The sequence below is a fragment of the Photobacterium sp. DA100 genome, assembly GCF_029223585.1.
In the GTDB taxonomy this organism is placed as follows: domain Bacteria; phylum Pseudomonadota; class Gammaproteobacteria; order Enterobacterales; family Vibrionaceae; genus Photobacterium.
Window position 1 is genome coordinate 1,212,125 of sequence record NZ_CP119424.1, and the last position, 24,722, is coordinate 1,236,846.

At 47.8% G+C, this 24,722-nt stretch carries 24 protein-coding genes; 14 read left to right on the plus strand and 10 right to left on the minus strand.

From position 1 onward, the window contains the following. Positions 1-67 precede the first annotated feature (67 nt). Positions 68-1,939, minus strand: a complete 1,872-nt coding sequence (gene iolD, locus PTW35_RS23255; protein ID WP_281027667.1) for a 3D-(3,5/4)-trihydroxycyclohexane-1,2-dione acylhydrolase (decyclizing) — start codon at positions 1,937-1,939, stop codon at positions 68-70. A 134-nt stretch (positions 1,940-2,073) separates the two neighbouring features. Then, positions 2,074-2,967 carry a myo-inosose-2 dehydratase gene (gene iolE, locus PTW35_RS23260; RefSeq protein ID WP_039461703.1) on the minus strand — a complete coding sequence of 298 codons (894 nt, stop codon included), beginning with the start codon at positions 2,965-2,967 and terminating at the stop codon, positions 2,074-2,076. A 570-nt stretch (positions 2,968-3,537) separates the two neighbouring features. Here iolE and PTW35_RS23265 point away from each other — a divergent pair. The 11 genes from PTW35_RS23265 to mnhG all read left to right on the plus strand — a co-directional run bounded on the left by PTW35_RS23265 (position 3,538) and on the right by mnhG (position 13,743). Next, positions 3,538-4,986, plus strand: a complete 1,449-nt coding sequence (locus PTW35_RS23265; protein WP_281027668.1) for a sugar porter family MFS transporter — start codon at positions 3,538-3,540, stop codon at positions 4,984-4,986. A gap of 67 nt (positions 4,987-5,053) precedes the next feature. Further along, a complete protein-coding gene (locus tag PTW35_RS23270; RefSeq protein WP_281027669.1) occupies positions 5,054-5,941 on the plus strand; it encodes a LysR family transcriptional regulator in 888 nt (295 codons plus the stop codon). A gap of 121 nt (positions 5,942-6,062) precedes the next feature. After that, entirely contained in the window at positions 6,063-6,776 is a 714-nt protein-coding gene (locus PTW35_RS23275) for a GNAT family protein (RefSeq protein WP_281027670.1), read from the plus strand. Positions 6,777-6,857: 81 nt separating this feature from the next. Continuing rightward, a complete protein-coding gene (locus PTW35_RS23280) occupies positions 6,858-7,601 on the plus strand; it encodes a metallophosphoesterase (protein WP_281027671.1) in 744 nt (247 codons plus the stop codon). Between the two features lie 226 nt (positions 7,602-7,827). After that, on the plus strand, positions 7,828-8,019 hold the full coding sequence (locus PTW35_RS23285; RefSeq protein WP_281027672.1) for a hypothetical protein: 192 nt from the start codon (positions 7,828-7,830) through the stop codon (positions 8,017-8,019). A 205-nt stretch (positions 8,020-8,224) separates the two neighbouring features. After that, on the plus strand, positions 8,225-10,837 hold the full coding sequence (gene mbhE, locus PTW35_RS23290) for a hydrogen gas-evolving membrane-bound hydrogenase subunit E (RefSeq protein ID WP_281027673.1): 2,613 nt from the start codon (positions 8,225-8,227) through the stop codon (positions 10,835-10,837). After that, positions 10,837-11,190, plus strand: a complete 354-nt coding sequence (locus tag PTW35_RS23295; RefSeq protein ID WP_281027674.1) for a Na+/H+ antiporter subunit C — start codon at positions 10,837-10,839, stop codon at positions 11,188-11,190. Before mbhE ends, PTW35_RS23295 begins: the two co-directional genes overlap by 1 nt. Beyond that, entirely contained in the window at positions 11,187-12,680 is a 1,494-nt protein-coding gene (locus PTW35_RS23300; RefSeq protein WP_044620935.1) for a proton-conducting transporter membrane subunit, read from the plus strand. The genes PTW35_RS23295 and PTW35_RS23300 overlap by 4 nt, the downstream gene beginning before the upstream one ends. A gap of 13 nt (positions 12,681-12,693) precedes the next feature. Next, complete coding sequence (locus PTW35_RS23305; RefSeq protein WP_281027675.1) at positions 12,694-13,170, plus strand: Na+/H+ antiporter subunit E; 477 nt, start codon at positions 12,694-12,696, stop codon at positions 13,168-13,170. Continuing rightward, positions 13,163-13,444, plus strand: coding sequence for a monovalent cation/H+ antiporter complex subunit F (locus tag PTW35_RS23310; protein ID WP_039457819.1), 282 nt, complete (start codon positions 13,163-13,165; stop codon positions 13,442-13,444). Before PTW35_RS23305 ends, PTW35_RS23310 begins: the two co-directional genes overlap by 8 nt. 2 nt (positions 13,445-13,446) lie before the next feature. Continuing rightward, positions 13,447-13,743 carry a monovalent cation/H(+) antiporter subunit G gene (gene mnhG / locus PTW35_RS23315; RefSeq protein WP_281027676.1) on the plus strand — a complete coding sequence of 99 codons (297 nt, stop codon included), beginning with the start codon at positions 13,447-13,449 and terminating at the stop codon, positions 13,741-13,743. An 81-nt stretch (positions 13,744-13,824) separates the two neighbouring features. On the opposite strand, the gene PTW35_RS23320 is transcribed toward mnhG, so the two are convergent. After that, the gene (locus PTW35_RS23320; protein ID WP_039457813.1) at positions 13,825-14,460 is read right to left on the minus strand and encodes a flavin reductase family protein; all 636 of its coding nucleotides are present in this window, start codon (positions 14,458-14,460) and stop codon (positions 13,825-13,827) included. Positions 14,461-14,814: 354 nt separating this feature from the next. Between PTW35_RS23320 and PTW35_RS23325 the strand changes: the two genes are divergently transcribed. The 3 genes from PTW35_RS23325 to PTW35_RS23335 all read left to right on the plus strand — a co-directional run bounded on the left by PTW35_RS23325 (position 14,815) and on the right by PTW35_RS23335 (position 16,436). Continuing rightward, complete coding sequence (locus PTW35_RS23325; RefSeq protein ID WP_281027677.1) at positions 14,815-15,399, plus strand: NAD(P)H-dependent oxidoreductase; 585 nt, start codon at positions 14,815-14,817, stop codon at positions 15,397-15,399. A 14-nt stretch (positions 15,400-15,413) separates the two neighbouring features. After that, entirely contained in the window at positions 15,414-15,977 is a 564-nt protein-coding gene (locus PTW35_RS23330) for a carboxymuconolactone decarboxylase family protein (RefSeq protein ID WP_281027678.1), read from the plus strand. A gap of 102 nt (positions 15,978-16,079) precedes the next feature. Next, a complete protein-coding gene (locus tag PTW35_RS23335; protein WP_281027679.1) occupies positions 16,080-16,436 on the plus strand; it encodes a helix-turn-helix domain-containing protein in 357 nt (118 codons plus the stop codon). A gap of 321 nt (positions 16,437-16,757) precedes the next feature. Here the strand turns inward: PTW35_RS23335 and PTW35_RS23340 are convergent, their stop codons facing one another. From PTW35_RS23340 to PTW35_RS23370, 7 genes are all read right to left on the minus strand, one after another. Continuing rightward, a complete protein-coding gene (locus PTW35_RS23340; RefSeq protein WP_044620929.1) occupies positions 16,758-18,026 on the minus strand; it encodes a RidA family protein in 1,269 nt (422 codons plus the stop codon). A 641-nt stretch (positions 18,027-18,667) separates the two neighbouring features. Continuing rightward, entirely contained in the window at positions 18,668-19,531 is an 864-nt protein-coding gene (locus PTW35_RS23345; protein WP_281027680.1) for an endonuclease/exonuclease/phosphatase family protein, read from the minus strand. A gap of 55 nt (positions 19,532-19,586) precedes the next feature. After that, positions 19,587-20,390: an NPP1 family protein gene (locus PTW35_RS23350; protein WP_281027681.1), complete on the minus strand. Its 804-nt coding sequence runs from the start codon at positions 20,388-20,390 to the stop codon at positions 19,587-19,589. Positions 20,391-20,505: 115 nt separating this feature from the next. Then, complete coding sequence (locus tag PTW35_RS23355) at positions 20,506-22,599, minus strand: metallophosphoesterase (protein WP_281027682.1); 2,094 nt, start codon at positions 22,597-22,599, stop codon at positions 20,506-20,508. 25 nt (positions 22,600-22,624) lie between these two features. Next, positions 22,625-23,746 carry a PTS fructose transporter subunit IIC gene (locus PTW35_RS23360; RefSeq protein ID WP_281027683.1) on the minus strand — a complete coding sequence of 374 codons (1,122 nt, stop codon included), beginning with the start codon at positions 23,744-23,746 and terminating at the stop codon, positions 22,625-22,627. Then, the gene (locus PTW35_RS23365) at positions 23,739-24,053 is read right to left on the minus strand and encodes a PTS fructose transporter subunit IIB (RefSeq protein ID WP_044620925.1); all 315 of its coding nucleotides are present in this window, start codon (positions 24,051-24,053) and stop codon (positions 23,739-23,741) included. Before PTW35_RS23365 ends, PTW35_RS23360 begins: the two co-directional genes overlap by 8 nt. Beyond that, the gene (locus PTW35_RS23370; RefSeq protein WP_281027684.1) at positions 23,956-24,621 is read right to left on the minus strand and encodes a hypothetical protein; all 666 of its coding nucleotides are present in this window, start codon (positions 24,619-24,621) and stop codon (positions 23,956-23,958) included. The genes PTW35_RS23365 and PTW35_RS23370 overlap by 98 nt, the downstream gene beginning before the upstream one ends. Positions 24,622-24,722 lie beyond the last annotated feature (101 nt).

Consider the following 24,722-nt stretch of genomic DNA (forward strand, 5'->3'; position numbering starts at 1 on the left):
TTTATTCTCAGAGGCTCTCAACAATAAGAGCCTCTTGGTTAATAAATTCTCACTCGAGAGTTACTGCTTAAACACCCCGTCTCTGGGTTGCTCGGCCTTCTTCCCACTCTGCCACTTTCTGAGCGGTGTGATCATTACGAGTGACTTCAGGCAGCCCGACTTCCCACCAGCAGTCACATTTAGACCATGCCGCCGGTGATACCGGATCGATATCCACCACAATCACGTAGGTACGGTCAGCTTCTTTGGCGCGGGCAAAAGCAGCATCGAACTCGTCAATAGAGGTCAGCTTCTCGGAAATCGCCCCTTGAGCTTCGGCGTGCTTAGCAAAATCAACTCGGGCCAGCTCGCCGTCTGGGCGGCGGCAGTCTGCCAGCAGGTTGTTGAACGACTCGTTACCGGTGTTGTTCTGCAGTTTGTTGATAACCGCGAAGCCGCCGTTGTCACACACCACCACAATCATCTTGTGGCCAGTCAGTACCGAAGAGTAGATGTCCGAGTTCTGGATCAGGTATGAGCCGTCACCCACTAGCACCACGACATCGTTGTCTGGGTTGGCGATTTTCGCGCCCCAGCCACCGGCAATCTCGTAGCCCATGCACGAGTAGCCGAAGTCGATATCGAATTTGCCGATCTGGTAGTTCTGCCAGTTCATTGACAGCTCTGCAGGCAGGCCGCCCGCTGCGGTCAGTACGGTATCGCCTTTCTCCATCGACGTGTTCAGCTTGCCAATAACTTCTGCGTAAGAAGACATGCCCGGTAGCAAGTCACCCTCTTGTGGGTGAGTACGGCGGTGAACCAGCTCTTTCCACTCATCCGCTTCGGCTTTGGCTTTGGCCGACCACTCATCACCTGAGCGCCAGTCGCCAAGTAGTGCGGACAGCTTGGTCATACAGGTCTTGGCATCGCCCAGTACTGGGTAAGACATGTGCTTGATGGCATCGAATTTCGCCACGTTGATGCTGATCAGTTTCATCTCTGGGTTCTTGAAGACAGTCCAAGAGCCGGTGGTGAAGTCTTGCAGGCGGGTACCGATCGCCAGTACCACGTCCGCTTCGTTAGCCATGTGGTTGGCAGAGTCTGAACCGGTGACACCGATTGGACCAGCGTTCAGCGGGTTGTCCTGCAGCATAGTGGCACGACCGGCAATGGTCTCGACCACAGGGATATTGTGCTTGCCGGCAAAGTCCGCCAGCTCGTCAGTCGCCAGTGAGTAGTGGACACCGCCACCCGAGATGATGAGCGGCTTCTTGGCTTGCATCAGAATTTCTTTCGCTTCTTCCAGCACGATCATTTCTGGCTCTGGACGACGGATACGGTGTACCTTCTTGGCAAAGAACACTTCAGGAAAATCGTACGCCACACCTTGGATGTCTTGCGGCAAGCCTAGGAATACCGGGCCACAAGTGGCGGGGTCTAGCATAGTATCGAGCGCTTGCGGCAATGTATGCATCAACTGAGATGGCGACAGAATGCGGTCCCAGTAGCGGGTTAGCGGCTTGAAAGCATCGTTTGAGGTTACAGACGGATCTTCAAAGTTCTCCGGCTGCTGCAAAACGGGATCTGGCAGACGGCTGACATAGGCGTCACCAGAAATAAGCAGAAGAGGTAGACGGTTGGTGTGCGCGATACCCGCTGCGGTCACCATGTTGGTGGCACCCGGTCCGATAGAACTGGTTGCTATACCAATGCGGCGACGCTGGTTAGCTTTCGCGTAAGCAATGGCAGCCGTTGCCATCGACTGTTCGTTCTGACCACGCCAAGTTGGAATTTTATCTTCGATATTCTTTAGCTGCTGGCCAAAGCACGTCACATTACCGTGACCGAAAATCGCAAAGGCGGCACCAAAAAGCTGTTCTTTCTTTCCATCAATTTCAATCAGTTGTGCTGCAAGGTACTTAGCAAGTGCTTCAGCAACGGTCAGGCGTACAGTATTCATTGTCTTCCTCGTTTTTCGAAATTCGAAAAATTGCTTCCTTTACCCACTGCAAATCTTTTTCATTACTCGTGCGGTGTAATTTGCCGTGAGATGTTAAGGGGGCCTAGCCTGCCCCCTTCCCTTTTTGCCTTAACTTACAGGCCGTATTTCTTCGCGTAGCCAGTGATATTCTCGTACGCTGTTTTTGCGTAAGTCAGTGGGTGTGCTTTCGCAGGGTCCTGCTCGGCTTCGACCAGCAGCCAGCCTTTGTAGTCACGCTCTTTTAGTGCAGCGAAAACGTCGTCGTAATCAACGTCGCCAGTACCAGGAACGGTGAATACACCATCAAGAACTGCATTGAGGAATGATTTGTCTGCAGCACGGGCAGCCTTCATTACGTCTAGGCGTAGATCTTTAAAGTGCATGTGGCCGATACGGTGACCCCAACGTTTGATCATAGTGACAGGATTGCCGCCACCGTAGGTGATGTGGCCAGTGTCCAGTGTCAGGTGAACCGCGTCGCCAGTCAGCTCCATCATTAGATTGATGTCATCTTCTGTTTCACAGATAGTGCCCACGTGATGGTGGAAAGACAGCTTGATGTCGTGCTCATTCAGTAGGTACTCAGCCACTGTAGTTAGCTTTTCGCAGTATGTTTTCCACTCATCCATCGTCAAGATGACGCGCTGAGAAAGAGGAGTATTGATGTCACCATGAACAGTATTGCTTACCTCGCCGAATACCATCGCTTTGCAGCCAGCGGCTTTCAGCAGCTTGATATGATCCTGCATGGCTGCAATTTCTTCTTCTGCTGTCAGCTTCATCAAGTTACCGCTGTACCAGCCCGACGCAAGAACCAGACCGTGTTTTTCTAGAAGAGGAATAAGCACTTCTGGCTCACGAGGGTATTTGGTACCTAGCTCAGTACCGGTAAAGCCAGCTTCAGCCATTTCACTCAAACATGTTTCCAATGGGATTTCGCCGCCAAGTTCTGGCATATCATCGTTGGTCCAGGTTAGTGGGCTGATTCCATATTGAACATTGCTCATGTTTGTACTCCAATTTTATGATTATTTAATTCCGGGTCGGTGATGATTGCGGTCAGTTCAGTGGAATATGTTCTTTGGGCATCTCTGAACCGTTTTTCAATCTGCACCATTTGCTTCACTGGAAATTACTATAACTGAAAAAACATTAACGAAAAATATTTTTCACTCATGTCGATCGATTTCATTTTTTCCATTTAAAGTGAAAAAAAACCAGTATCCATGCGGCTTAAGGGAAATTTTTGAGCAAGATCACAAATCAACATAACCCCTAAAATTCAATAACTTATACCAATCATCGCCTGCGAAAAATATTTTTCACAATATGACCCATGTATCATTTTTCGACAAAACCCCCTATTGGCTATAGCCGTGAATATTTTGTGAGCATATGATTTAGTCCGTCACCGAGTGGAAAATTATTATCAAAGCAATTCATAACTATTACAAATATTGGTGAATACAAGAATGCCGATGCAAATACCCTACAGTAATTAGCGCATTGGAAAGCTACCCAACTCAAACTTATTCGATGGTTGAGTAAGAGACGGGGATCTCATAAAGGAGTAGAACATGTCACCCACAACCGCGGCCGAGGCCCGAAAACATAATTTTGCTTACATTATTCGAATCTGTTGTATCGCAGCCCTAGGGGGAATTTTATTAGGTTACGATACAGCGGTTATCTCAGGTGCCATCGGGCCTATCCGAGAGCACTTCGGGTTAACCCCCGCACAAACCGGCTGGGCTGTATCCAGCGTGGTTCTCGGTAGTATCATCGGTGCCGTCAGTGCCGGTTGGTCCGCCTTGAAATACGGCCGTCGCAACACCCTCTTCATCGCTGCCATCCTCTTTATTATTTCTGCCATCGGCTCTGCGCTAGCCTCTACCTTCACTTTCTACGTACTGCTTCGCATCGTCGGCGGTGTGGCGGTAGGCCTGGCCTGTGTGGTTTCACCTATGTACATGTCCGAGGTGGCACCGAAAGATTTCCGTGGCCGCGCCGTGAGTATGTTCCAGCAGTCTGCTGTTGTAGGTCAGACCGGTGTTTTCTATGTTAACTACCTGATTGCAAAAGGAATGAGTGAAGCATGGCTGGTTGATATGGGCTGGCGCTGGATGCTGGGCTCCGAGGTGATCCCTGCTGCGCTGTTTGCCGGCCTGCTGTTCCTGATCCCTGAGTCGCCACGTTGGTTGGTACTTAAAGGCAAAATCGATCAAGCCAAGGAAACCCTGTCTCGTATCTCCAACCCGAAACATGCTGAGCAACTTATCGCTGAGATCCAAGCATCTTTGGTAGATTCAAGTGCCCCTGGTAAAAAACAGGTTAGCCTGCGCTCGCCACTGCTGTTCGCTATCCTGGTGATCGGTACCTTTGTCGCTGCCGCCCAGCAGCTAACCGGTATCAACGTCATCATGTACTACACGCCAGAAATCCTTCGCCCAATCACGGGAAGTACGGAGAACGCCCTGTTCCAGACTACCTTCGTCGGTGTTGTCTTCATCCTGGGTAACGCCTTGGGGATGTACCTGATTGACAAAGTCGGCCGCCTGCCACTGATGAAGTACGGTACGTTTGGCTGTGCGGTAGGTATGACGGTAGTTGGTTTTGTCCTTTACTCCGGCACTGAAGGCTACGCAGCCCTGTTTGCTCTGTGTCTGTACGTTGTATCTTACGCAACCTCTTGGGGCTGTGCGTGCTGGACCATGATCTCTGAAATCTTCCCGAACAGCATCCGCTCCCGTGCGATGGCTATCGCGGTAGGTGCCCAGTGGTTCACCGGCTTCCTGGTAACCCAGTCGTTCCCAATGCTGAACGAAAATGCCTTCCTGAAAGAACACTTCAACGGCGCCTTCAGCTTCTGGCTGTTCGCAGTGCTGTCGATAATCTGTATGTTTGTGGTCGTCAAGTATGTACCTGAGACCAAAGGCGTCAGCTTGGAGAAAATGGAAGAGGCAATGGCCAAGAAGCTTGGCAAGAAAGTACCGGTATCAGCTACTGAAGCACAAGCCAGCGCTTAACCACATTTTGTAATACCTAGCAGGCTTATCCACTGATAAGCCTGTTTTCCTATTAAAAGGCAACACTATGCTCGATAAAATGGCTTTCTTTGTCTACGTGATTCGCACCGGTTCAATTTCAGCCGCCGCACGGAAATTCAATATCTCTGTCTCTGCGGGTAGCCGATGGCTACAAGATCTCGAACAGAGCTTTGGCATTACCCTGTGCCGCCGCACCAACCGGCTGTTAACCCCCACACCAGCAGGCCAAAAGCTAGTCGATGAGTTTTCGCCTCTGGTGGATAACGCCGAGCAACTATGCCGCAGCCTGCAAGATTTCCAGGAACAGGACAAAGGCCATATCAATATCGTTTGCACCCCTGTGTACGCCAACAATTTCCTGATGGATAAAATTAGCAGCTACCTGATTTCCCATCCAAATGTCACCTTTAACCTCAATGTCACTCCTTGGGCGCTGGATCATGCCGCAGAGGCAGACCTTGTGATCAGTGCCAATGCTTGCTATCAAGGCTACCAGGAAAAAGACCTGCTTCTTGTGCGCAGGGAGCTGATGCAGAGTCCATTTGTCGCGGTCGCCTCTCCTCAATATCTGGAACGAAATCCGGCCCCCGAATTCCCAGCCGAACTTTCACAGCACCAGTGCTTGTTTGCCACTACCCTAACCGGTAGCAACGACTGGATTTTTGAGCGCAATGGCGAAACCCAAATGATCAAAGTGCCCAAATCGCTAGAAGTCAACGACAGTGATTTGCTTTTACAGAGCGCAATTAAAGGGGCAGGCATTGCCTATTTACCGGCATTTATTCTTGATAAGCCATTGTCTGAAAAACAACTTATCCCTATTTTGGAAGATTACGAAACCAGTATCTGGAGCCTCAATCTCTATTATCATCCACCGACAAAAGCATCTGCTGTTGCGAGCCATTTCAAAAGCTATCTACTAGAAAGCTCATAACGCTATCCGTGCTATTCCGCCTAAGCCTGATCAGCTTCGCGTTTTCTAACCTGCCGCACAGAAATCCCCATGCTGTCGGTAGTAGTCTGTTGGTTTATCTTATCCTTTTGGGGAACATTCCATGTATTTCAATCAATTACAACAACCTATCGGCACACCGATGCCAGACTGGCAAGGAGCTTCCATCCCTGAGCCTGTGACACTTTCCGGACACTTTACCCGCCTTGAACCGCTTAGCCCAAACCTGCACGGTAATGATCTCTTTGCGGCTTTTTCTGCCGACCATGAAAACCGCATGTGGACATATATGTTTATGGGTCCCTTTGATAACAAAGAGAGCTTCTTTGATTGGCTAACACCTCTGGAACACAGCCGTGATCCGCTGTTCTTTGCCATTATCGACCCAACGACAGGCCAGGCTGTGGGTATCGCTTCCTATATGAGGATTGTTCCCCAAATGGGGGTGATTGAAATTGGCAACTTCCTTTTCTCGTCCAAACTGCAAAAAACCCCAGCAGCAACCGAAGCCATTCACCTTATGCTCAAGCACGCTTTCGAGACATTGGGCTACCGCCGTTGCGAGTGGAAGTGCGATTCGCTCAATCACCCCTCGCGCCGTGCGGCAGAGCGCCTAGGGTTCATCTACGAAGGGCTGTTTAGACAAGCCATTGTTTACAATGGACGCAATCGTGATACTACCTGGTATGCCATTATCGACAGAGACTGGCCGACAGTCGAGCGTGCGCACCAAGCCTGGCTGTCAGCTGATAATTTCGACGAAAATGGACAACAAAAGGTGCGCTTGGCTGAACTGCTTGATATGGGCATTGCCTAGCGATGCGTTGCTTACTTTCTGGCGTTGCTTTAACCTAACACCGCATCGATATGATTAATCAAAGCTTCTTTAAGGACACACGTGAAGATTTACCAGATCACTGACACTCACCTAGCAGACATCGCCAATGAGTCGGATGACAATCTAATCAGGCTATTAGACGTTGTGAATCAAGACAAGGAAGATAACGTTTTGCTGCTTACCGGTGATCTGGCCAATGCCGCTGTACCTGCAGCTTATCTACGCATCCGATCATACCTTGAAGACAGAGACAACATTACCCATTGTTATGCGCTTGCAGGAAACCATGATGATCTTGACTGTATGAGAGCAAGTTTTAACGGCAGTAAGATCCAGATAGCCCAGTCGGCAACTGTCCAAGATATCCCTTTCCATTTTCTCGATACCAGCCATAAGCCACTGGGTAACTCCTTGGAATTAGGTGCCGGTAGAGTAAGCAACAAATCGATATCGGCATTGCAGAAAGCCATTAGAAAGTCCCCGAGACTGATCATCTCACATCATCCGATTATAAATGTCAGTGATCGATGGTTCCGTAAAATTGGTATCGAAAACCAAGCTAAGGTTGTCCGCTGCTTTACAAACAAATGCAATATCATTAGTGGTCATGCTCATCACTACTTTGATATTGAGGAAGGCAATATTCGTCAGCTCGTCGGTATCGCCTCTTCCTATGGTTTTGAGCACCAGTCTGATATGCCGCAAAGGAACAACAGCATCGGAATGACGGTTTACCACGCGAGCTGGTTGAATGGCGACATCGACGTTCGCTTGCTTGAAAAACACTTCCTTATCGGTCAGTAATCTCCGTCCTTTGGCTATCACTTTAGTCAATAAATACATTGAATTAGTGCCAACCTGCCGTCTTTCTCAAGTTGGCAATGTTGTCTTACCTGCACAACCTTTGTAATAGATTGTAAATAGCTGTAAGACACATTTAAAGCTGCCATCACGTCTCATTTTTTCCGTCTACATTGTAATGATAAGAAACCGTAACAGCAGTTTTCTTTGTCTGGATATGGAGATGGTTATGAAAAAGTACTGTCCTTACTGCAGAACCGAATTGCTTGATCACTGCAACATACTCGTTTGTCCAAGGAACGACATTGGCGAATGTACCTATGATGGCTATGAGGTCTATCGCCTATACGAAGAGACCCATAACCTCAAGGAAAGGCATAACAACTCAATCCATGACCAGGAGTTAACGACTGTAAACTAACAGCAAATGGGTAAAAATTGAGTCCATCAACATCACGGGAGCATGTAATACGATAACCTTCGACGCGGAAAATAGGTTTATGGATTAACCTTAAAAGCACTAAGTACAGCCAAAGGGATGAACAGCATTAGTGGCAAATAACACAAAAAAAAACAAACCAATACTAGATAGCGGTAAACATCATTACACTCTGCTTGGATTTGTGATGTTTCCCGCTCTTATATTTGCTGCATCTATCTTTTACTACCAACCCTCTCCAACCGGGCTGCGTTGGTCAGGAGCATGGGTCCCCAGCCTGGACATCAACCTAAGCCTGCAGCTTGACGCCCTCTCCTTTGTCTTTGTCGGCCTGATTAGTTGTATTGGTTTTTTTGTTCAGCTCTATGCGTTGGCTTACATGAAGGACAAAGCAGAACGCTTTTCTTTCCATCTCTACCTTACCCTGTTCATGCTTTCTATGCTCGGGCTGGTGCTAAGTGACAACATCATATTGCTGTTTGTATTTTGGGAACTCACGACAATCACTTCTTACCTGCTTATCGGCTTCAATCATGAAAATGAAAAATCCCGCAAGAATGCTCTGCAATCTCTAGTTGTCACTGGCGCAGGAGGATTAGCACTGTTGGCCGGATTGATACTGCTGGGACAGATTGCCGGTAGCTATGAAATAAGCACTATTATCGACCAGGCCGTTCATGCCAAAGACAGTGTTACGCAGCATCCCTATTTTACCCCGTCGTTAGTGCTGGTGCTGCTTGGTGCATTTACCAAGTCAGCCCAATTTCCTTTTCACTTCTGGTTACCTGGTGCCATGGCCGCCCCCACGCCGGTCAGTGCGTTTCTGCATTCGGCCACCATGGTCAAGGCCGGCATCTACCTGTTGGCAAGGCTTTCACCTGTGTATGCCGGCAGTGAACTCTGGTTTTACACCCTCATAGCCATTGGTGGCTTCACAGCGCTGTGGTCGGCTGTCATTGCGCTGATGCAAAAAGATCTCAAGCTAATGCTGGCTTTCAGTACCAACACAATACTTGGGATCCTGACCTTGTTACTCGGGATCGGTACAGAGACGGCCTTAGCTGCCGCAATATTGTTTATTCTCGCCCACGCGTTTTACAAGGCGGCGCTGTTCATGGTAGTCGGGAACATCGACAAGGCAACAGGTACCCGTGATATCAGGGTACTGTATGGCCTGAAGGCGGTATTAATCTTCAGTTTTGCCTCCGGCCTGATTGCCGCGCTGTCCAAGGCCGGGATACCACCATTGCTGGGTTTCCTGAGTAAAGAATATGCCTACAAGGCTGGGTTGGAAGTCCATGGCATCGTGATGTTTGCCCTAGTCATGATAAATGCTGTCATGGTCGCCTTAGCCATTGCGGTGATATCACAACCTTTCCTAAGGGAGAAAATCGAAGATAACCCCACGGTGAAATCCATCGAGGCAGAAATAGGCTATTGGATCCCGCCCATGGTCTTGGCTTGTTGCAGTGTTATTGTTCCGACCCTTGGTTTGGGATGGCTGAATGAATATGTACTCTCCACTGCGATTTTTGAAATCAACCAAGTAGAGCAATCTAGCCCGGTTAAATTATGGCATGGGATCAACCTGCCTCTCATCATGAGTGCTGTGACCTTAGCAATTGGTATTCTCATCTTTAAATACATGTCATCTGTTACTCAAGCATTAAATAAATTGCTCGGCCCTCTGCCAATAGCCAGTGAGGTTTTTGAAAAGTGCATGGCAGTGATGTTGTCTGTTGCAACCTGGCAGACAGAGCGGTTACAGCAACGTAAGCTTAGCGTGTATGCCTTACTTTTCTTCTCGGTACTTGCCGCAATTTTGTTGCTAAGCCCAATCTGGCCCACTGGCGACTTCCTTGAGCGCATCCTTTCTCTCAAGCTGTACGAAATTGCCATTGCATTACTGTTGATTGCCGCCGCCCTGCTGTGTGTTTTCTCAACCTCGCGTCTGCTGTCAATTGCCGGGCTCGGTGCAATTGGCTTTTTGATGACCTTAGTCTTTATGATTTACAGTGCCCCTGACGTGGCCAAAACCCTGCTGCTGGTTGAGACCTTGATGGTGGTATTTGTTGCCTTGTTGATTCGACATCTCCCCCATTTCAGCACGGTAGCAAAGCACTCGGTAAGTCGGCGGGCTTTCCATGCAGCTATTGCTGCCGTCATCGGCCTTTCCGTTACCGCGTTGCTCATCACTATAACCAAGGTGCCATTAGATTCTCCACTCGCAGACTTCTTCGCTCAAAACAGCGTGCCGGGCGGGCACGGCCGTAATATCGTCAATGTCATTCTGGTCGACTTTAGAGCTTTTGATACCATGGGCGAAGCCGTTGTTGTGGTCATTGCAGCAATAGCCGCTATTAGTTTATTCCAAAGCCATTCCCAGCAGCAGAACCGAATTCAATCCCTGATTTTCGGTACTACTGCCCACATCGTTGCTGTATTAATGATGGTCTTTTCTCTGTATCTCTTACTTCGCGGCCATAACTCACCGGGTGGCGGATTCATCGGTGCACTGATTGCCGTTATCGGTTTAACCCTGCTTATTTTTGCCGAATCGCCACAATACGTCAGGGAGCGACTGGGCTACAGGCCGATGAATATTGCGATGGTTGGTGTTTTCTTGAGCTTATTGGCTGGCGGAATAGGCTTTGTTATGGGCCAGCCTTTCTTAACCGGAATTTGGTGGAAGGAGATTTTACCCTTAGGCACACCGCTCATTTTCGATGTCGGCATTTATCTCGCTGTTATTGGTGGTGTACTCGAGGTCTTGTTACGCGTGAATGAGGAGCTCGATTGATGGAAATACTTTGGAGCTTGGTCGTTGGGGTGTTTGTGACGGCGGGGGTTTACCTGATGCTTGAACGCCACATTATCCGTATCCTACTTGGCCTGATCTTAATCAGCAATGCAGTAAATTTGGCCATTTTCACCGCTGGCCGCCTAACGCCCGGCAATCCGCCCTTGATCGATCTTGGCTCGGTATTGCCACCAGACGGAGCTGCGGATCCCTTGCCACAGGCACTGATTCTGACAGCCATAGTGATTGGTTTTGGGTTATTAGTTTTCGCATTGATGTTGCTGTATCGGGCATACATCGAAACAGGATCTGCTGATGTCGATGCCATGCAACGTTCAGAGGAGGAACAATGACCTCAGCTTGGCTCACACTACCTGTTGTTATATCTCTACTGACCGCAACCGGTGCCTTTTTTGTCCGCCACAACCACAAGGCCATCAACTGGGTTAGCGGCTCAAGCGTTATCCTGTCGGTATTTTGTAGTGTGCAATTATTGGCCGACATCACCACAAATGGTCCTTATGCTGTCGCTTTCGGTAACTGGATGGCACCATTCGGTATTGTATTTGTTGCTGATTTCCTTGCCGTCGCGATGACTGTCATTACAGCTATCATCGGCGCAGTCACTGTTTTTTACGCGATGGCCGATCTCAACCACAAGCCTTCTTACGGCCTCTATCATGTGCTGTTTCATGTTTTGCTGGCAGGGGTTTATGGTGCATTTTTGACAGGTGATATTTTCAATCTGTATGTATGGTTCGAGGTCATGCTCATTGCCTCGTTTGGCCTGATGATTGTCGATGCCGAACGCAGGCAAATCGACGGTGCCGTTAAATACGTCTTGCTCAACCTAATTTCAACACTGATCTTCCTATTAGCGATTGGCTTGACCTATGGGGCAACCGGAACCCTAAACCTTGCTGATTTGCACCTGAAACTCCCGGGAGTGGATACACAAACGGCCACTTTGCTGTCAGCGCTATTTTTATTTACCTTCGCAATCAAATCAGCCCTATTCCCGCTGTTTGCTTGGCTTCCTGCGTCATACCACACACTGCCCAGCGCCGTCGTCGCCTTATTTGCAGCCCTACTCACCAAGGTGGGGGTTTATGCCCTAATCAGGGTTTTTACTTTACTGTTTCCACTTACAGAGACCAATTGGCAACCACTATTACTCTGGATCAGTGGCCTGACTATGCTCACCGGGGTCTTAGGTGCAGCCAGCCAATTTGATATCAAGAAGATCCTGTCATTTCATATTATCAGCCAGATTGGCTATATGATTATGGGCTTAGCTTTGTATACCCCGGTCGCTATTGCTGGTGCGATTTTCTATATCATCCATCACATCATTGTTAAGGCGAACCTATTCTTAATTGGCGGTTTTATCGAGAGGAAATATGGTACCAGCCAGCTGTACCACTTAGGCGGCGTCTACAAAGCGATGCCCTGGCTAGCTTTTCTATTTCTGATCCCCGCATTCTCGCTGGCCGGTTTCCCGCCACTTTCAGGCTTTTGGGGCAAGTTCCTTGTTATCAAAGCCAGCATTGTCAATGACTACAATATCTTGGCTGCGACAGCTCTAGTGGTTGGCCTACTGACTATATTCTCGATGACCAAAATATGGAGCGAAGCCTTCTGGAAAGCACCGGTAGCCAATCAAACAGCCCAAGAGCTCACCCTACCAACCACGCTGCTTTACTGCTTGCCCATTGCGACGCTCACAGTAATGACGATAACTATCGGGCTTGTCGCTCAGCCTTTCTTCGAGTTTGCCAATGAAGCAGCAGAGCAGATATTGAACCCAATACAGTACATTCACGCTGTACTTGGGGAGCCGTAAAGGGAGTAAAGGTATGAGTTATTTTATTCTAAATCTATTTCTTGCCATGGCATGGACACTGATCAACGGCCAATACAGCAGCTTGGATTTTATTGTCGGCTTTGTCGTCGGGTATTTTACCCTGAGCCTCTGCCAACCGTTCGGGTTGAAAACCGGTTACTTCAAGAAATTTACCGCTTTCGTAAAACTCATTATCTACTTCTGTTACGAAATGATCGTATCTGTCGCCAAAGTCGTTTGGGATGTCATCACGCCAACCCACCTAAGCCAACCGGATATCGTCTACGTTCCGCTTGATGCAGAAACGGATCTTGAAATCACACTCTTGGCCAACATGGTGTCATTAACGCCTGGCAGCTTGAGCCTCGATGTCACGCCCGACAAGAAGTATCTCATCTTGCATGTCATGTTTGCCCCTGATCATGAAAGCGTCAAGCAAGACATCAAACAAGGTATGGAAGCTCGAATTTTGGAGGTAACACGTGGCTGATCTACTTCAGGTGAGCATTCAACTCTCCTACATCGGCTTGATTATCAGCTTGGTATTGGCCTTTATACGCCTAATACTCGGGCCGACCTTGGCTGATCGGGTGGTTGCATTGGATCTGATATCTTTCGTCACTATCGGCTTTATCGCCGTCTATACCCTAGACAGCGGCCAGAAATCTTTGCTCGATGTTGCCATTACCCTCGGACTGGTCGCTTTTCTTGGCACCATTGCTTTTGCAAGGCTGATCACCAAACAGAAGATTGATAAGGGCTAAACATGGACATTTTAATCAGCGTACTGCTGCTTTTCGGCACCTTTTTCACCCTAGTCGCCAGCCTGGGGATTGTCAGAATGCCGGATCTCTATACCCGCATGCATGCAGCGACAAAAGCCGGTACCGTAGGGATTTGTTTTCTTTTGCTGGCCGTTTCATTGTCAATGCCGGAAGTCACAGTAATCTCCAGGGTAATCGGTACGATTTTATTTCTCTTCATCACCGCCCCTGTTGCAGCCCACCTTTTGGGTAAAGCAATGCAACAAAATGGCTATAAGATTTGGCGCAATAAAAAGTGATTAGTTTCGCCCTCAGCAATAACACTAAGCAACATATTATTAACTATCGCCAGTGACTCACAAGCCGTCACTTATTGGTGATTAAAACTTCAACAACTGCGGCTCTATACCAGGTTTGGCATAACTCAACCGGCCAAGTCGCTGGGTTACGTGGTAACTATCGAGACCGGAGATAGCCACACTGCCCAACGCTTCAATATCAAGGTACCCCGTTTCCGTCACCGCACTTTCATCAAGTTCTAAGTGTGTGACTTCACCAATCACCATCTCCACACCGTTTATTTCCAATGTCTGGCAAGAACGCAAAGCCAACGCGTACTTCAAGCGACTCTCTGCAACAAAAGGCGCTTTGATACCATCCAGCCATTGAGGCGTTAGCCCTACTTCAGAAAATTCAGAAACAGTTTCCGGGTAGCGGGCTGAGGTTTGGTGTGCCTTTTGCCATATCTCATGGTTAACATGGTTTATCGTGTATTCACCATCACTCAAGATGTTCTCGAGCGTATCCCGCCTTACTGTATGTGGACGCATGATCATCCCGATCAAAGGCGGATTGGCACCAAGGTGAAATACCGAGCTTACAATCGCCAAATTGGTATTACCTGCGTCATCTTGTGTACCGACTAAATTCGCACTTTTGAAACCTGAAAGACTGTTTATCAAATTAGCCCGGTACCGGTCATCCATATCCTTAAAATCGGCTTTGCGAAACATCATTACGACCACCTTGTTAAATGAGGGACTCATAAGAGACAACCCAATTTATACTCATCAGCAAAGCAGATTGATCACTTGTTTAAGCTTCGTTAAATCTGTTTCTCGCCTTCCATTAAGGCGACAAAAGGCGACTCCACTAGTGGTCCTTTCAGAATCTAAGCAGAAAGTTTATTGAAATTAACCGATTGAAACTTAAAAGAATACAGCTTAATCCGCAATATTAATTAGCAGGTTACCAAAAGTTAACTAATTGCATTCAAGATCTAGGTAACCATAATAAACCACATCAAGCAAAACGATTGGAATGATCGTTAACACAGTACAGTCCAATGACATCGAATGAAGGATTTAGTTATGAGCAACGTTCTTATCATCAACGCCCATGAGCCATCACCTTTTTCAGAAGGCAAATTGAATGCAGCCCTAGTAGATAAAGCACGAACCCAATTGGAGGCCAAAGGCCATGCTGTTCGGGTTGTGACTATGCAGGACGAAATTGTTGTCGAAGAACAGCTAGGTCACTTTGATTGGGCTGATCGTGTCATCTTGCAATCACCAGTCAACTGGATGACGATTCCATGGTCGTTCAAACGTTATATGGATGATGTGTTTACTGCAGGTATGGGTGGGGCTCTGTGTAGCTTTGATGGCCGCAGCTCAGACAACCCTACAAAGAATTATGGTACTGGTGGCACACAAACCAATACAAAATACATGCTTTCGTTCACCTTTAATGCGCCAAAAGAGTCATTTAACGATGAAAGTGAATACCTGTTCGAAGGTCGAAGTGTCGATGATTTGATGTTCCACATGCATGCTAACTTCCGCTTCTTTGGCATGTCTGCGCTACCGACATTCGCCTGTTATGACGTGATGAAAAATGGCGATATCGAAAATGACTTCAAACGCTTTGAAGCTCATCTAGACGCCAACTTTTAACCGGGAGCAGTGAAATGACCAAGTTCACCTATTACACAGCTGACAACGCGCCAGAAGAATCGAAAGGATTGGTAGAACAGTCCCTCAAGGGCTTTGGCATGTTACCCAACCTGCACAGCGTTTTGGCAGAGGCTCCGGCAACGTATGAAGCCTATAATACAACCTTTGATTTATTCATGAAGAACACCACTTTCAGCCCCTTGGAGCAACAAGTCGTGTTTATGACAGCCAATTTCGAAAACAACTGTCATTATTGTGTCCCTGGCCATACCTGGATGATGAAAACTGGAAAAATGCCAGAGGATGTCATTGAGGCTTTGCGTGAAGGCACCGTCATTCCCGACGCTAAACTTCAGGCACTGCATGACTTTACCAAAGCACTGCTGGATAACCGTGGCCACATTGGTGATGATCGTCTGCAAGCTTTCTTGGATGCCGGATACACCAAGAGGCAAGCATTGGAAGTTCTGACAGGCCTGTCCGCGAAGTTGATTTCCAACTTCACGAATGCTTTAGCCCACACCAAAACAGATAAGCCGTTTGAAAAATTCGCCTGGACGCACCCTAGCGAAAGATAGAGGCCTTTATCCATACTTTCCGCCTCCCAGTTCATTATGGTAACCTTAGTACACTAATCAACCAATGTACTTTTTGTAACCTTAATAAATGAGGTGGATAGCGTGGAAGGCGTCGTAAAGATTGATAGCAAAGGGCGCAAGTCAGTCGCCAATGTATGTAAAGAGCCTTGCGCCATTGAAAAAGGCATGCGGCTGATTGGTGGCAAGTGGAAGGGCTCGCTGATCTATCATCTGAAAGATGGACCAGTTCGTTTCAATGACTTGGCACGCCTCCTGGGTGGTGCGAGCAAGAAAATGGTCGACCAGCGCCTCAAAGAGCTTGAAGCTGAAGGCATGGTGATACGCAAAGTGATCAGTGACCGCCCTATCGCCGTCAGTTATGAACTGACGGATTTTGGCCGAACTGCTCTGAAAATTTTGGATGATCTGCGCGTCTGGTCCGAAAGCCATAAGCTGTAACCCACACCAAGACCGTCAGGCATTATCAAGCATTAGCTCTTGCGCTAATCAGTGATAATGCTTGAAAGAGCTACAATGGAATATAATCCAGCTTTTGCTTCTCGGAAACTCTACTCTAAACCGCTACAAAAATCAGATTCAAAATTGGCTTTTTCTCAAAACACGATAGACCTTATGATTGGGATAATATAATCACCCATCAAGATTGAAACTATATAAAAAGGCAGGCTCTAATATACAGGCACCTTCTAGTGACCAATATATTAAAAACCTGCCCTTCGTATTACTGCCTCAATTAAGATCTATTTACCTAAATAAAACTTATTTGACTTGCGGTAGCGTACCTTCGCCGTTAGATACTACTGCATCGATTTGTACCAGTGCATCCATTTCAATTTGAGAAACACCGACTACTGTACGAGCAGGAAGATCACCCTGGAAGAAAGTTGTGTAAACTTCGTTGATTGCCTCGATATCGGCAACATCTTTCAGGTGGATGTTGATTTTAACGATATCGTCCATAACGTGGTCAACGCTTTCTACGATAGCTTTAATGTTCTTCAAGCACTGCTCTGCCTGCTCTTTCGCGCCACCAGCCACGATTGCATTGGTCGCAACATCAACAGGAAGCTGAGCCGCAATGTGGTTGTAGTGTGAGAAAGCAACAGTTTGAGTGTGTAGCGGGTTACGTGGTGCCGCATCGGTATTGTTTGCACGAATAACGATATTGTGGCGATCTTCGACTTCTTGTGGCGGAGTGCCGTCACCGTGAGAAACAGAAGCGTCGATTTGTACTAGTGCACCCATTGGTAGCGCGTCTGCCGCAATGATAGAGCGAGCTGGAACGTAAGCTACTGCGCGAGCGATAGATGAATCAGGGAAGAAAGTTGAGTACACTTCGTTCACTGCATCAACGTTGGCTAGATCGCTTAGGTATAGGTTGATTTTAACGATGTCATCGAAAGGTACGTCGATGCTTTCAAGGATCGCTTTCATATTCTTCAAACACTGAGCAGTTTGCTCCTTCACACCACCTTCAACGATTGCACCTGTTTTAGGGTCAACTGGCAGCTGAGCTGAAATATTGTTGTAGTGAGAGAAAGCAACAGTGTGGGTAGCCAGTGCGTTTAGCGGCGCGTTTTCAGTGTTGCGAGAAAGCTTAACTAGCGGGCAAGGCGCTTGAGGAGCTGTACCTTCACCGTTAGAAATAAGCGCGTCCATTTGAACACGAGCATCACTCATTGGTAGCGCAGCAACTTGAACCACAGTGCGGGTTGGGATTAGGTTTTCGAAGAATGTTGCATACACTTCGTCTACTGCTTCCATGTCTGCAATATCTTTTAGGAATACGTTGATTTTAACAACGTCGTCCATCACGTGATCGATGCTCTCTACAATGGCCTTAATGTTTGTTAGACACTGTTTAGCCTGCTCTTTTACATCACCAACAACGATTTCGCCTGTTTTAGGGTCAACAGGTAGTTGTGCAGAAAAGTTATTGTAGTGAGAGAAAGCGACTGTTTGGGTAGATACAGTGCTTAGAGGGGCATTTTCAGTGTTTCGAGAAACTTTAATGATCGCATCAGTCATTTTTAATTATATCCTTTGATGTAGTACAGAAATATATATCTATCTAAAGTAGATTTATTTAGAAGAGCCTTGAAAGTGATGTGATAGTATGGGAAAAATTTCACTTTAAATGTGACTTATATCAAAATCTATTTTCGCTACGTCTGTGTTATGCAGAGAATAATTAGTCAATTTACGACTAATTATCCGCAAAAATTATTAAATTCTGTCTGACACTTCGTTTTTTATGCAAATGATTCGTAAATATTGAATACAATCTCAGCAAGATAAATTCTATTTTTGTTATGTTTTGGCTGATTTTGATAGCTTGTTCACAATAATCTGATGCTAATGCATATACAGCTTAAATTTTCTTGTCGTTTATTGCGCTATCAATGAATAAATACCCTCGCGCTTAACTTTTACCATTGCAGCCCGCCCCATACTCCCCACCAACCAGCATATGAGTAATTGATTTATTAAGACTTTAATAAACACACAAAAGTTAAAACAACTGGCTAATTGTTAATAAACTGTTCCAGCATTTTTTGTTTACCCTTTGAATTATCACTATTGAACATTATGGGAAGCAAAAAAAGGCCAGAGACGCGCTCTGGCCTTGACTCAATCACAGCGGGCATTACCATTGCTATTGATAGCTATTATTGAAAAGATATATTGGACATCACAGACAGGTGATCGGATGCGTAAATACCGTCCTTAACCACACTTCTGTATTCAAACGTATTTACCGCTAATTTGTCATTAACAAAGATATAGTCAATATCTTCAGGCTTTTCCTTGCCATAACCATGATAGGTAAACACCTGATCTTTGTTGCCGTTCACACCGGTAAAAGGTTGCTGACTGATTTCACGGGCGTCACGGTATAGGTTGATCAAGGCCTGATAGGACGCAATATCACTGCGCTCGAAGTTCAAATCGCCGAGAACGATAACGGCATCACCGGCCCCGCTGGTGATCTCCTCCGCTTTCTTACTCAGCAATTTCGCACTTTGTTGACGAGCCATTTGGCCTATATGGTCAAAATGGGCATTAAACACCAGCACCCGCTTGCCCGTGGCGATTTCTTCCAGTCTCACCCAGGAAGTGATCCGGGTAAGATCGGCATCCCAGCCAACACTGGCAACAACCTGAGGGGTTTCTGACAGCCAGAAGGTTCCGCCACCGAGCTTCACATATTTATCATTACGGTAAAAAATAGGAACAGCTTCCCCTTTCGCATTACCGTCATCACGACCTACCCCGACCCAGCTATACTCAGGTAACTGACGGGCCAAGTAGGCAATTTGATCACTGAACGCTTCCTGCAGTCCGGCAATATCAGTCTGCGCAATGATATCCGCCACTATAGCCTTGCGGTTATCCCATGTATTGTTGCCGTCGTATTCACTGCCGATAACACTGTCTTTGCTGTTGCGGATATTAAACGACATAACATCGAAATCCGCGGCCACCGCAGGCAGGGCCAGTGAACACATCACTAGTAGAGAAATCTTTTTCATTTTTTGCTCCGTGCTACTTATGGTTAAGAGGTTACGGCCTCTCAAGTTATTATGATCAGAAGGAAATATCGGCAGCCTCAATGCTTGCCTGTGTAAACTGCGGATAGCCCGACGGACGGAACCTGTTGAGGTTAGTCAGGAAGTTGCTGTCTTTAAGCGGGATCGTTGCCTTACCATAGTCAAAACTGTTGAGCCGGTCGCGCATCGCCTGGTTGTCCAGGCCGTCGCCAACCAGTTCATACCAGCTGACAATTGCAGGCGTAACAAAATAGCCGTATCCGTTTTCTGCAACTTCGTCGGGCTTGGCAAAGCGCATGGCATGGGTCAGTCCGCCTTCCTTGTGGTAAACAAACTTAATATGGGTTCCTTCCATGGGTAAGGTCGCAGCCGTCGCGGTAGTGAGATCGCCGTGAGCACTGTAGCTGCCGTGGGAAATCTCTCCATTGATCGTCCAGACAGCGACATATTCCCAATCATGCCGGTGCCCGAACCAGTCCCAGCCATCCATAGTCTGGTCCTTCTCGAAGTAGAGCGAGTAAAAGTGGCCGCAGTATTCATTGCCCTGCTCAACCAGACATGCGTACCGGTGAAGCGTATTGGACAACTCAAGGAAGTTATCCTCGCGGCACTCACCGGTGATCGATCCCGAGTTATTGAGGCCCGGATTCGGCTCACCACTGCGGCTGATCCCCGCGGCGGGCAAGCAGCCGTCGGTATCAAAGTCAAATACCGGCTCGTTGCCATTGATCACATTATTGCCCGGCAGTGCTTCGTCTAGGCGGGGAAAGTCCGCCGCCAGTGCATCTGACGCAGCCGCAACAGCAAGCAACCCCGGTATCAAAATAGTCAATCTTTTCATTGGTGACTCCTTGTCTATGGCTCTAGCCGGAGGGCGTAAACTCGGTGGTGTACCGGCCTGCCCTCCCACTAGTGGTGCCATTACTGATAACGTTATTGATGGTTTGGCTGTTACATCAAGGCTGCCGGTTCAAATCGGTTATGGTGCCCTGGTCGAGATCCAGCTTAAAGTGATAGCTTGGCTGGCCATTGGCAAACTTGGTCAGGATGCCAAACAGGCCGCCGAAGCGCTGCTTGAATACATCACCGAACTGTGACGAGTCAGAGCCGCTCACAGCCTGCTCAGCCAAGGTACTTGCCAACAATTCATATTGCGGCATCCGATTGCGATCAATATCTTTAAACGCCAGCTCGTCGGCATTCCTCAGGCGATAGAAATCAACAGCGAGATCAAACCCATTCCAGTTAGCAAAAGCCTCCAGTTTGAGACCGTTGTCGCTGGCTAGCTGCTCAGCACGAGTTTCAGCCTGCTGCCATGCCTTAGCAAAGGCAGCATCGCCAATCTTCGACGGCTCAAAGGCTACTGGCGTTTCTTGGCAGATTTCTACGGCCTGGCGACCACCTGTCAGTGTCATTATCTGCTGTTGGGTTAACGGACTGTCTAGCTGGCTCAGGATCAGCATCTGGCGACCGTCCAACGCGAACACCATCTGCTTCAAATCACACGGCCACTCTTCTGGCAGGAATCGCATTCTCGTTAATTCAGTGATATGCCAGTTGGTAAACTCGTAGTAATCCTTCGATGTTAAAACATCCTTATTCCAGATTTCTTCGTTACCTTTGGCTTTAAGGTGCCGCCACTCCTCTTCATAATGCTCGAACAGCTCGTCGAAGCGCGGTACCTTATCCAGGATCACGGTTTCTACTTCGACCTGGCGCTTGGGCTTGAAACTAAGCAGCTTGTAGGCGGGTACATAGGCCGCCATCGAAGGAGCCTGAATATTGAACAGGAACGAGCCATCATCGTAATGCTTCACGCCAGTGTCATTGAAGTGCATGTGACCTCCGACATGAAGCTTGATCCCGGTTTTCGCCAGCGCTTCGCTGACATCTTCTTTCGGTGAACGTGCCAACTGGAAGTTGCCCGGGCCGAAGATATCTTCTATCGTCTCTGCTGCACCGTTGTAAAACTCGGTCATCGGGAAATGGCTGAACGCTACCAGCGTCTTGCCTTCGGCATTTGCCCTTTCCACCACCGATTCCATCCAATCAATCACCTGCTGTTTGTGGGTCAGCATTTTGTTGTAGCCAGCATTACCCGAGCCGGCGAAATTAGCGGCAAGCTCTGGTTGCTGGGTATCGGCATCGGCATTGGGGACATAGACATTGGCGTCAATAGCAAGCAGCCACAGACCTTCCACAGGCTCAACCAGGTAACTGGTATCAGGAACCATAAAACAGGCCGAATAGTTCGGCTGCTTGTAGCTACCGCCGGTTCCCTGATGACAAATCTCATACTGGCGCTGCTCATAGCTTGACTGGGTCAACGCCTTGTCAAACTGATAATTCTCTTGTGTATAGGTCGAATACGGAGTCTCCCAATACAGGTTGGATTCTTGTGGGAAGAAACCAAAGTCCGCCAGCTCAGCCATCAAGCCGTCGTAACCCAACTCACGGATTTCCTCGGTGCAAATCGTTGGTAGCTCATGGCCGGCATTGATGACGGCACTGTCGCCTTCGTAACCAACACACTCCTTCGCCCCCTTGCTGTAAATTCGCTGGGTTTTCCCCTCCATGCCGAGGAAGTCCCCTTCTCCGCTTGGTCGATCGAAAGGACGAACCGGATCGTGGTTGCCCGGCGCGGCGAAGAACTCAACGTCATAGGTTTTGGCATAATGATCGAGTATTTTCTTGAGGCCGCGGATATGAACCGGCTGGCCATCATCGCTGAAGTCACCGGGCAAGGCGATATACTTCACTCCCCGCTTCACGGCATCATCCAGCGCCGCCAGCAAGGCAAAGTAGTTTTCGTTAAACAGACGGGTCGAGGTCAGCTGAGCATGCATAGTACGGATAGTCGCATGCTGGCCGCTGTGGCTGTTCTTCAGACCGTCGAAACTGCCATCGGTAAAATCACCGTACACATCATGAAAATGAATATCCGGCATAAAGGCAACTTGAACCTGCTCAGCGGCAGAGGCTGTATGCATTGCCATTGCTGTGGCCATAGAGACGATGAGCGCAACACTGCTTTTTCTGAACCTTTTCATTAAGGTATCTCCGTATAGAGTATTATTATTGGGCTCGCGTGATTTTGAATTTAGGTTTAGCTTCTTCTTGTTTTTTCGGTAGCTCTTCACCTTTGAAGACCAGCAATGAGCCAAACGCGATGATGCCCGAGCCGACGGCAATCGCCAGCACATACACCAGCCAATTTTCAACCGCTAGCCAGCCATAGAAACCAGAGATAGGTGCACGGTTAACCGCTCCCAGCCCAACCGCCAGCGCTGAACCGACAGCCGAACCGATGACGTTAACGACGATGATCTTGGGGTTTGCCAACGCGAAAGGGATTGCCCCTTCCGAGACTCCGATCAGCCCCATCAGAGTGGATGCCTTGCCGGCATCTTGCAGTGAGTGCGGGAAGCGCTGTTTCCAAATCAGGGTAGCAACACCAATACCAATAGGCGGAATAATAATGGCGACCTGGGCTGCAGTATTTGGGTCATAGATCCCTGAAGCCAGCATCGCCATCGCCGTGGTTACCGCTGCCTTGTTGATGGGGCCTCCCAAGTCAAAACCGACCATGCCTCCGACAACCGCCGCCAGGACAATTTTGTTGCCATCGGACATGCCTAGCAGCCAGTTTTCCAAGCCACGGTTCATGGCCGCGAGGGGGTCGCCGATGATGTACATCATGACTAAGCAAGCGAGTAAAGTACCGCCAACAGGGATAATGAAGATAGGGCCTGCTGATGCAACAGATTTCGGCAGTTTAACTTTCGTGACCAGTAACTTAACGATGTAGCCGGCAATGAAGCCCGCCGCCAAGGCGCCAAGGAACCCCGTTCCCATCTCTTTTGCCAGCAAGCCGGCAACCATACCCGGCGCAATCCCAGGCTTATCCGCGATAGAGAATGCGATGTAACCGGCCACAACCGGTAACATCAAGCTCAGCGCCAAGCCACCAAAGCCATCGAATGCATGAAATAACCGAACTACCGCATTGGCTGCCTCAGCATGGCTCCCGTCCCATATATTATCGATACCGTAAAATGAGGCCCCGATACGGGCAATACCCATGATCACTGCCCCTGCAATGATCAATGGCAGCATATACGAAACCCCGGTCATGATGGCGGTTTTTACTTCCGTCCCTATCGACTTTTCTTTTTTATTCATCGAAAACTTAGCCATTATTTATTTCCTCGCATAATGCTTCAAATACGGCATTTCCATGTTTAATTGGATCAGCAACAGCGCACTCTAAGACAGGTAAACTTGAGAACCTCTCTTTTTTGGCAATAGCGACTTCAGCTGCAATAATACAGCCATCAGCGCGTTCTATATCTTCAGCTGTAATTTCATTTTCAATACCTAAGCTGCCTTGGGTTTCAACTTTGACTTCATGGCCTAATTCTTTGCCAACCATCGCGAGTGATTCCGCAGCCATATAAGTATGCGCGACGCCAGTAGGGCAAGCCGCTACACAAACAAAATACATAATTAACCTCGTTAGTTTTCACTTGGATTAAATAGAAAAAGCACAGTAAAGAAATAAGATCTTCCTGTGCTTTTAATTGGATTATTTTTCGGTTTTTTTCCAGTTTTAGAGCTGGTTTGGTTTCTAGCGTTTTATGACGGGGCGTAACAAGATGGGGCAAGCTGGTAAAAATGGCAACCTGTTGAGAATAAGCGGCAGCCGGATCGCCCATATTGCGCTGACAAGCCAGCATCTGTGCAATTGACGAAATCGCGCCACCATGAGATAGAACCTCAAAATCAACAACTTGAATATTCAAGCGTGACTGACATTCAGCTATCGCAAGTAATTCACGAACAGGTTGTTTACCTGGCTTACGGAATGACAAGTTATCAGTGACACTGTCCCACATTCCGCTCCACTGTGTTGCTAACGTATCTAGCTCATCAGTTTTATATTCAGATCGATTTAACTTTTCTAATTCAGGCGTCAAGGCAAGGCTGATATTTTCAAGCATAGTCAGCATGGAAAAGAGCCAATCTTTCCCTTTCACTGCTGCGATACTTAAGAAAAACATCAAGCGTAACATTGATATCACCCGTACAAATAAAAAGTCAACAAACTAATCCTACCAGCAATAATCTCACTTATTCTCAGACAACGATCACAATACTGCTAGACTATTTAAAT

Bases quoted from the DNA above. Each gene is read 5' to 3' on its own strand.
- PTW35_RS23305 (WP_281027675.1), top strand. From the start codon at position 12,694: ATGAGTTATTTTATTCTAAATCTATTTCTTGCCATGGCATGGACACTG.
- iolE (WP_039461703.1), bottom strand. From the start codon at position 2,967: ATGAGCAATGTTCAATATGGAATCAGCCCACTAACCTGGACCAACGAT.
- PTW35_RS23360 (WP_281027683.1), bottom strand. From the start codon at position 23,746: ATGGCTAAGTTTTCGATGAATAAAAAAGAAAAGTCGATAGGGACGGAA.
- PTW35_RS23300 (WP_044620935.1), top strand. From the start codon at position 11,187: ATGACCTCAGCTTGGCTCACACTACCTGTTGTTATATCTCTACTGACC.
- PTW35_RS23330 (WP_281027678.1), top strand. From the start codon at position 15,414: ATGACCAAGTTCACCTATTACACAGCTGACAACGCGCCAGAAGAATCG.
- mbhE (WP_281027673.1), top strand. From the start codon at position 8,225: ATGTTTCCCGCTCTTATATTTGCTGCATCTATCTTTTACTACCAACCC.
- PTW35_RS23270 (WP_281027669.1), top strand. From the start codon at position 5,054: ATGCTCGATAAAATGGCTTTCTTTGTCTACGTGATTCGCACCGGTTCA.
- PTW35_RS23275 (WP_281027670.1), top strand. From the start codon at position 6,063: ATGTATTTCAATCAATTACAACAACCTATCGGCACACCGATGCCAGAC.
- PTW35_RS23365 (WP_044620925.1), bottom strand. From the start codon at position 24,053: ATGTATTTTGTTTGTGTAGCGGCTTGCCCTACTGGCGTCGCGCATACT.
- PTW35_RS23295 (WP_281027674.1), top strand. From the start codon at position 10,837: ATGGAAATACTTTGGAGCTTGGTCGTTGGGGTGTTTGTGACGGCGGGG.
- PTW35_RS23345 (WP_281027680.1), bottom strand. From the start codon at position 19,531: ATGAAAAAGATTTCTCTACTAGTGATGTGTTCACTGGCCCTGCCTGCG.
- PTW35_RS23265 (WP_281027668.1), top strand. From the start codon at position 3,538: ATGTCACCCACAACCGCGGCCGAGGCCCGAAAACATAATTTTGCTTAC.
- PTW35_RS23350 (WP_281027681.1), bottom strand. From the start codon at position 20,390: ATGAAAAGATTGACTATTTTGATACCGGGGTTGCTTGCTGTTGCGGCT.
- PTW35_RS23355 (WP_281027682.1), bottom strand. From the start codon at position 22,599: ATGAAAAGGTTCAGAAAAAGCAGTGTTGCGCTCATCGTCTCTATGGCC.
- PTW35_RS23325 (WP_281027677.1), top strand. From the start codon at position 14,815: ATGAGCAACGTTCTTATCATCAACGCCCATGAGCCATCACCTTTTTCA.
- PTW35_RS23320 (WP_039457813.1), bottom strand. From the start codon at position 14,460: ATGATGTTTCGCAAAGCCGATTTTAAGGATATGGATGACCGGTACCGG.
- mnhG (WP_281027676.1), top strand. From the start codon at position 13,447: ATGGACATTTTAATCAGCGTACTGCTGCTTTTCGGCACCTTTTTCACC.
- PTW35_RS23370 (WP_281027684.1), bottom strand. From the start codon at position 24,621: ATGTTACGCTTGATGTTTTTCTTAAGTATCGCAGCAGTGAAAGGGAAA.
- iolD (WP_281027667.1), bottom strand. From the start codon at position 1,939: ATGAATACTGTACGCCTGACCGTTGCTGAAGCACTTGCTAAGTACCTT.
- PTW35_RS23340 (WP_044620929.1), bottom strand. From the start codon at position 18,026: ATGACTGATGCGATCATTAAAGTTTCTCGAAACACTGAAAATGCCCCT.
- PTW35_RS23285 (WP_281027672.1), top strand. From the start codon at position 7,828: ATGAAAAAGTACTGTCCTTACTGCAGAACCGAATTGCTTGATCACTGC.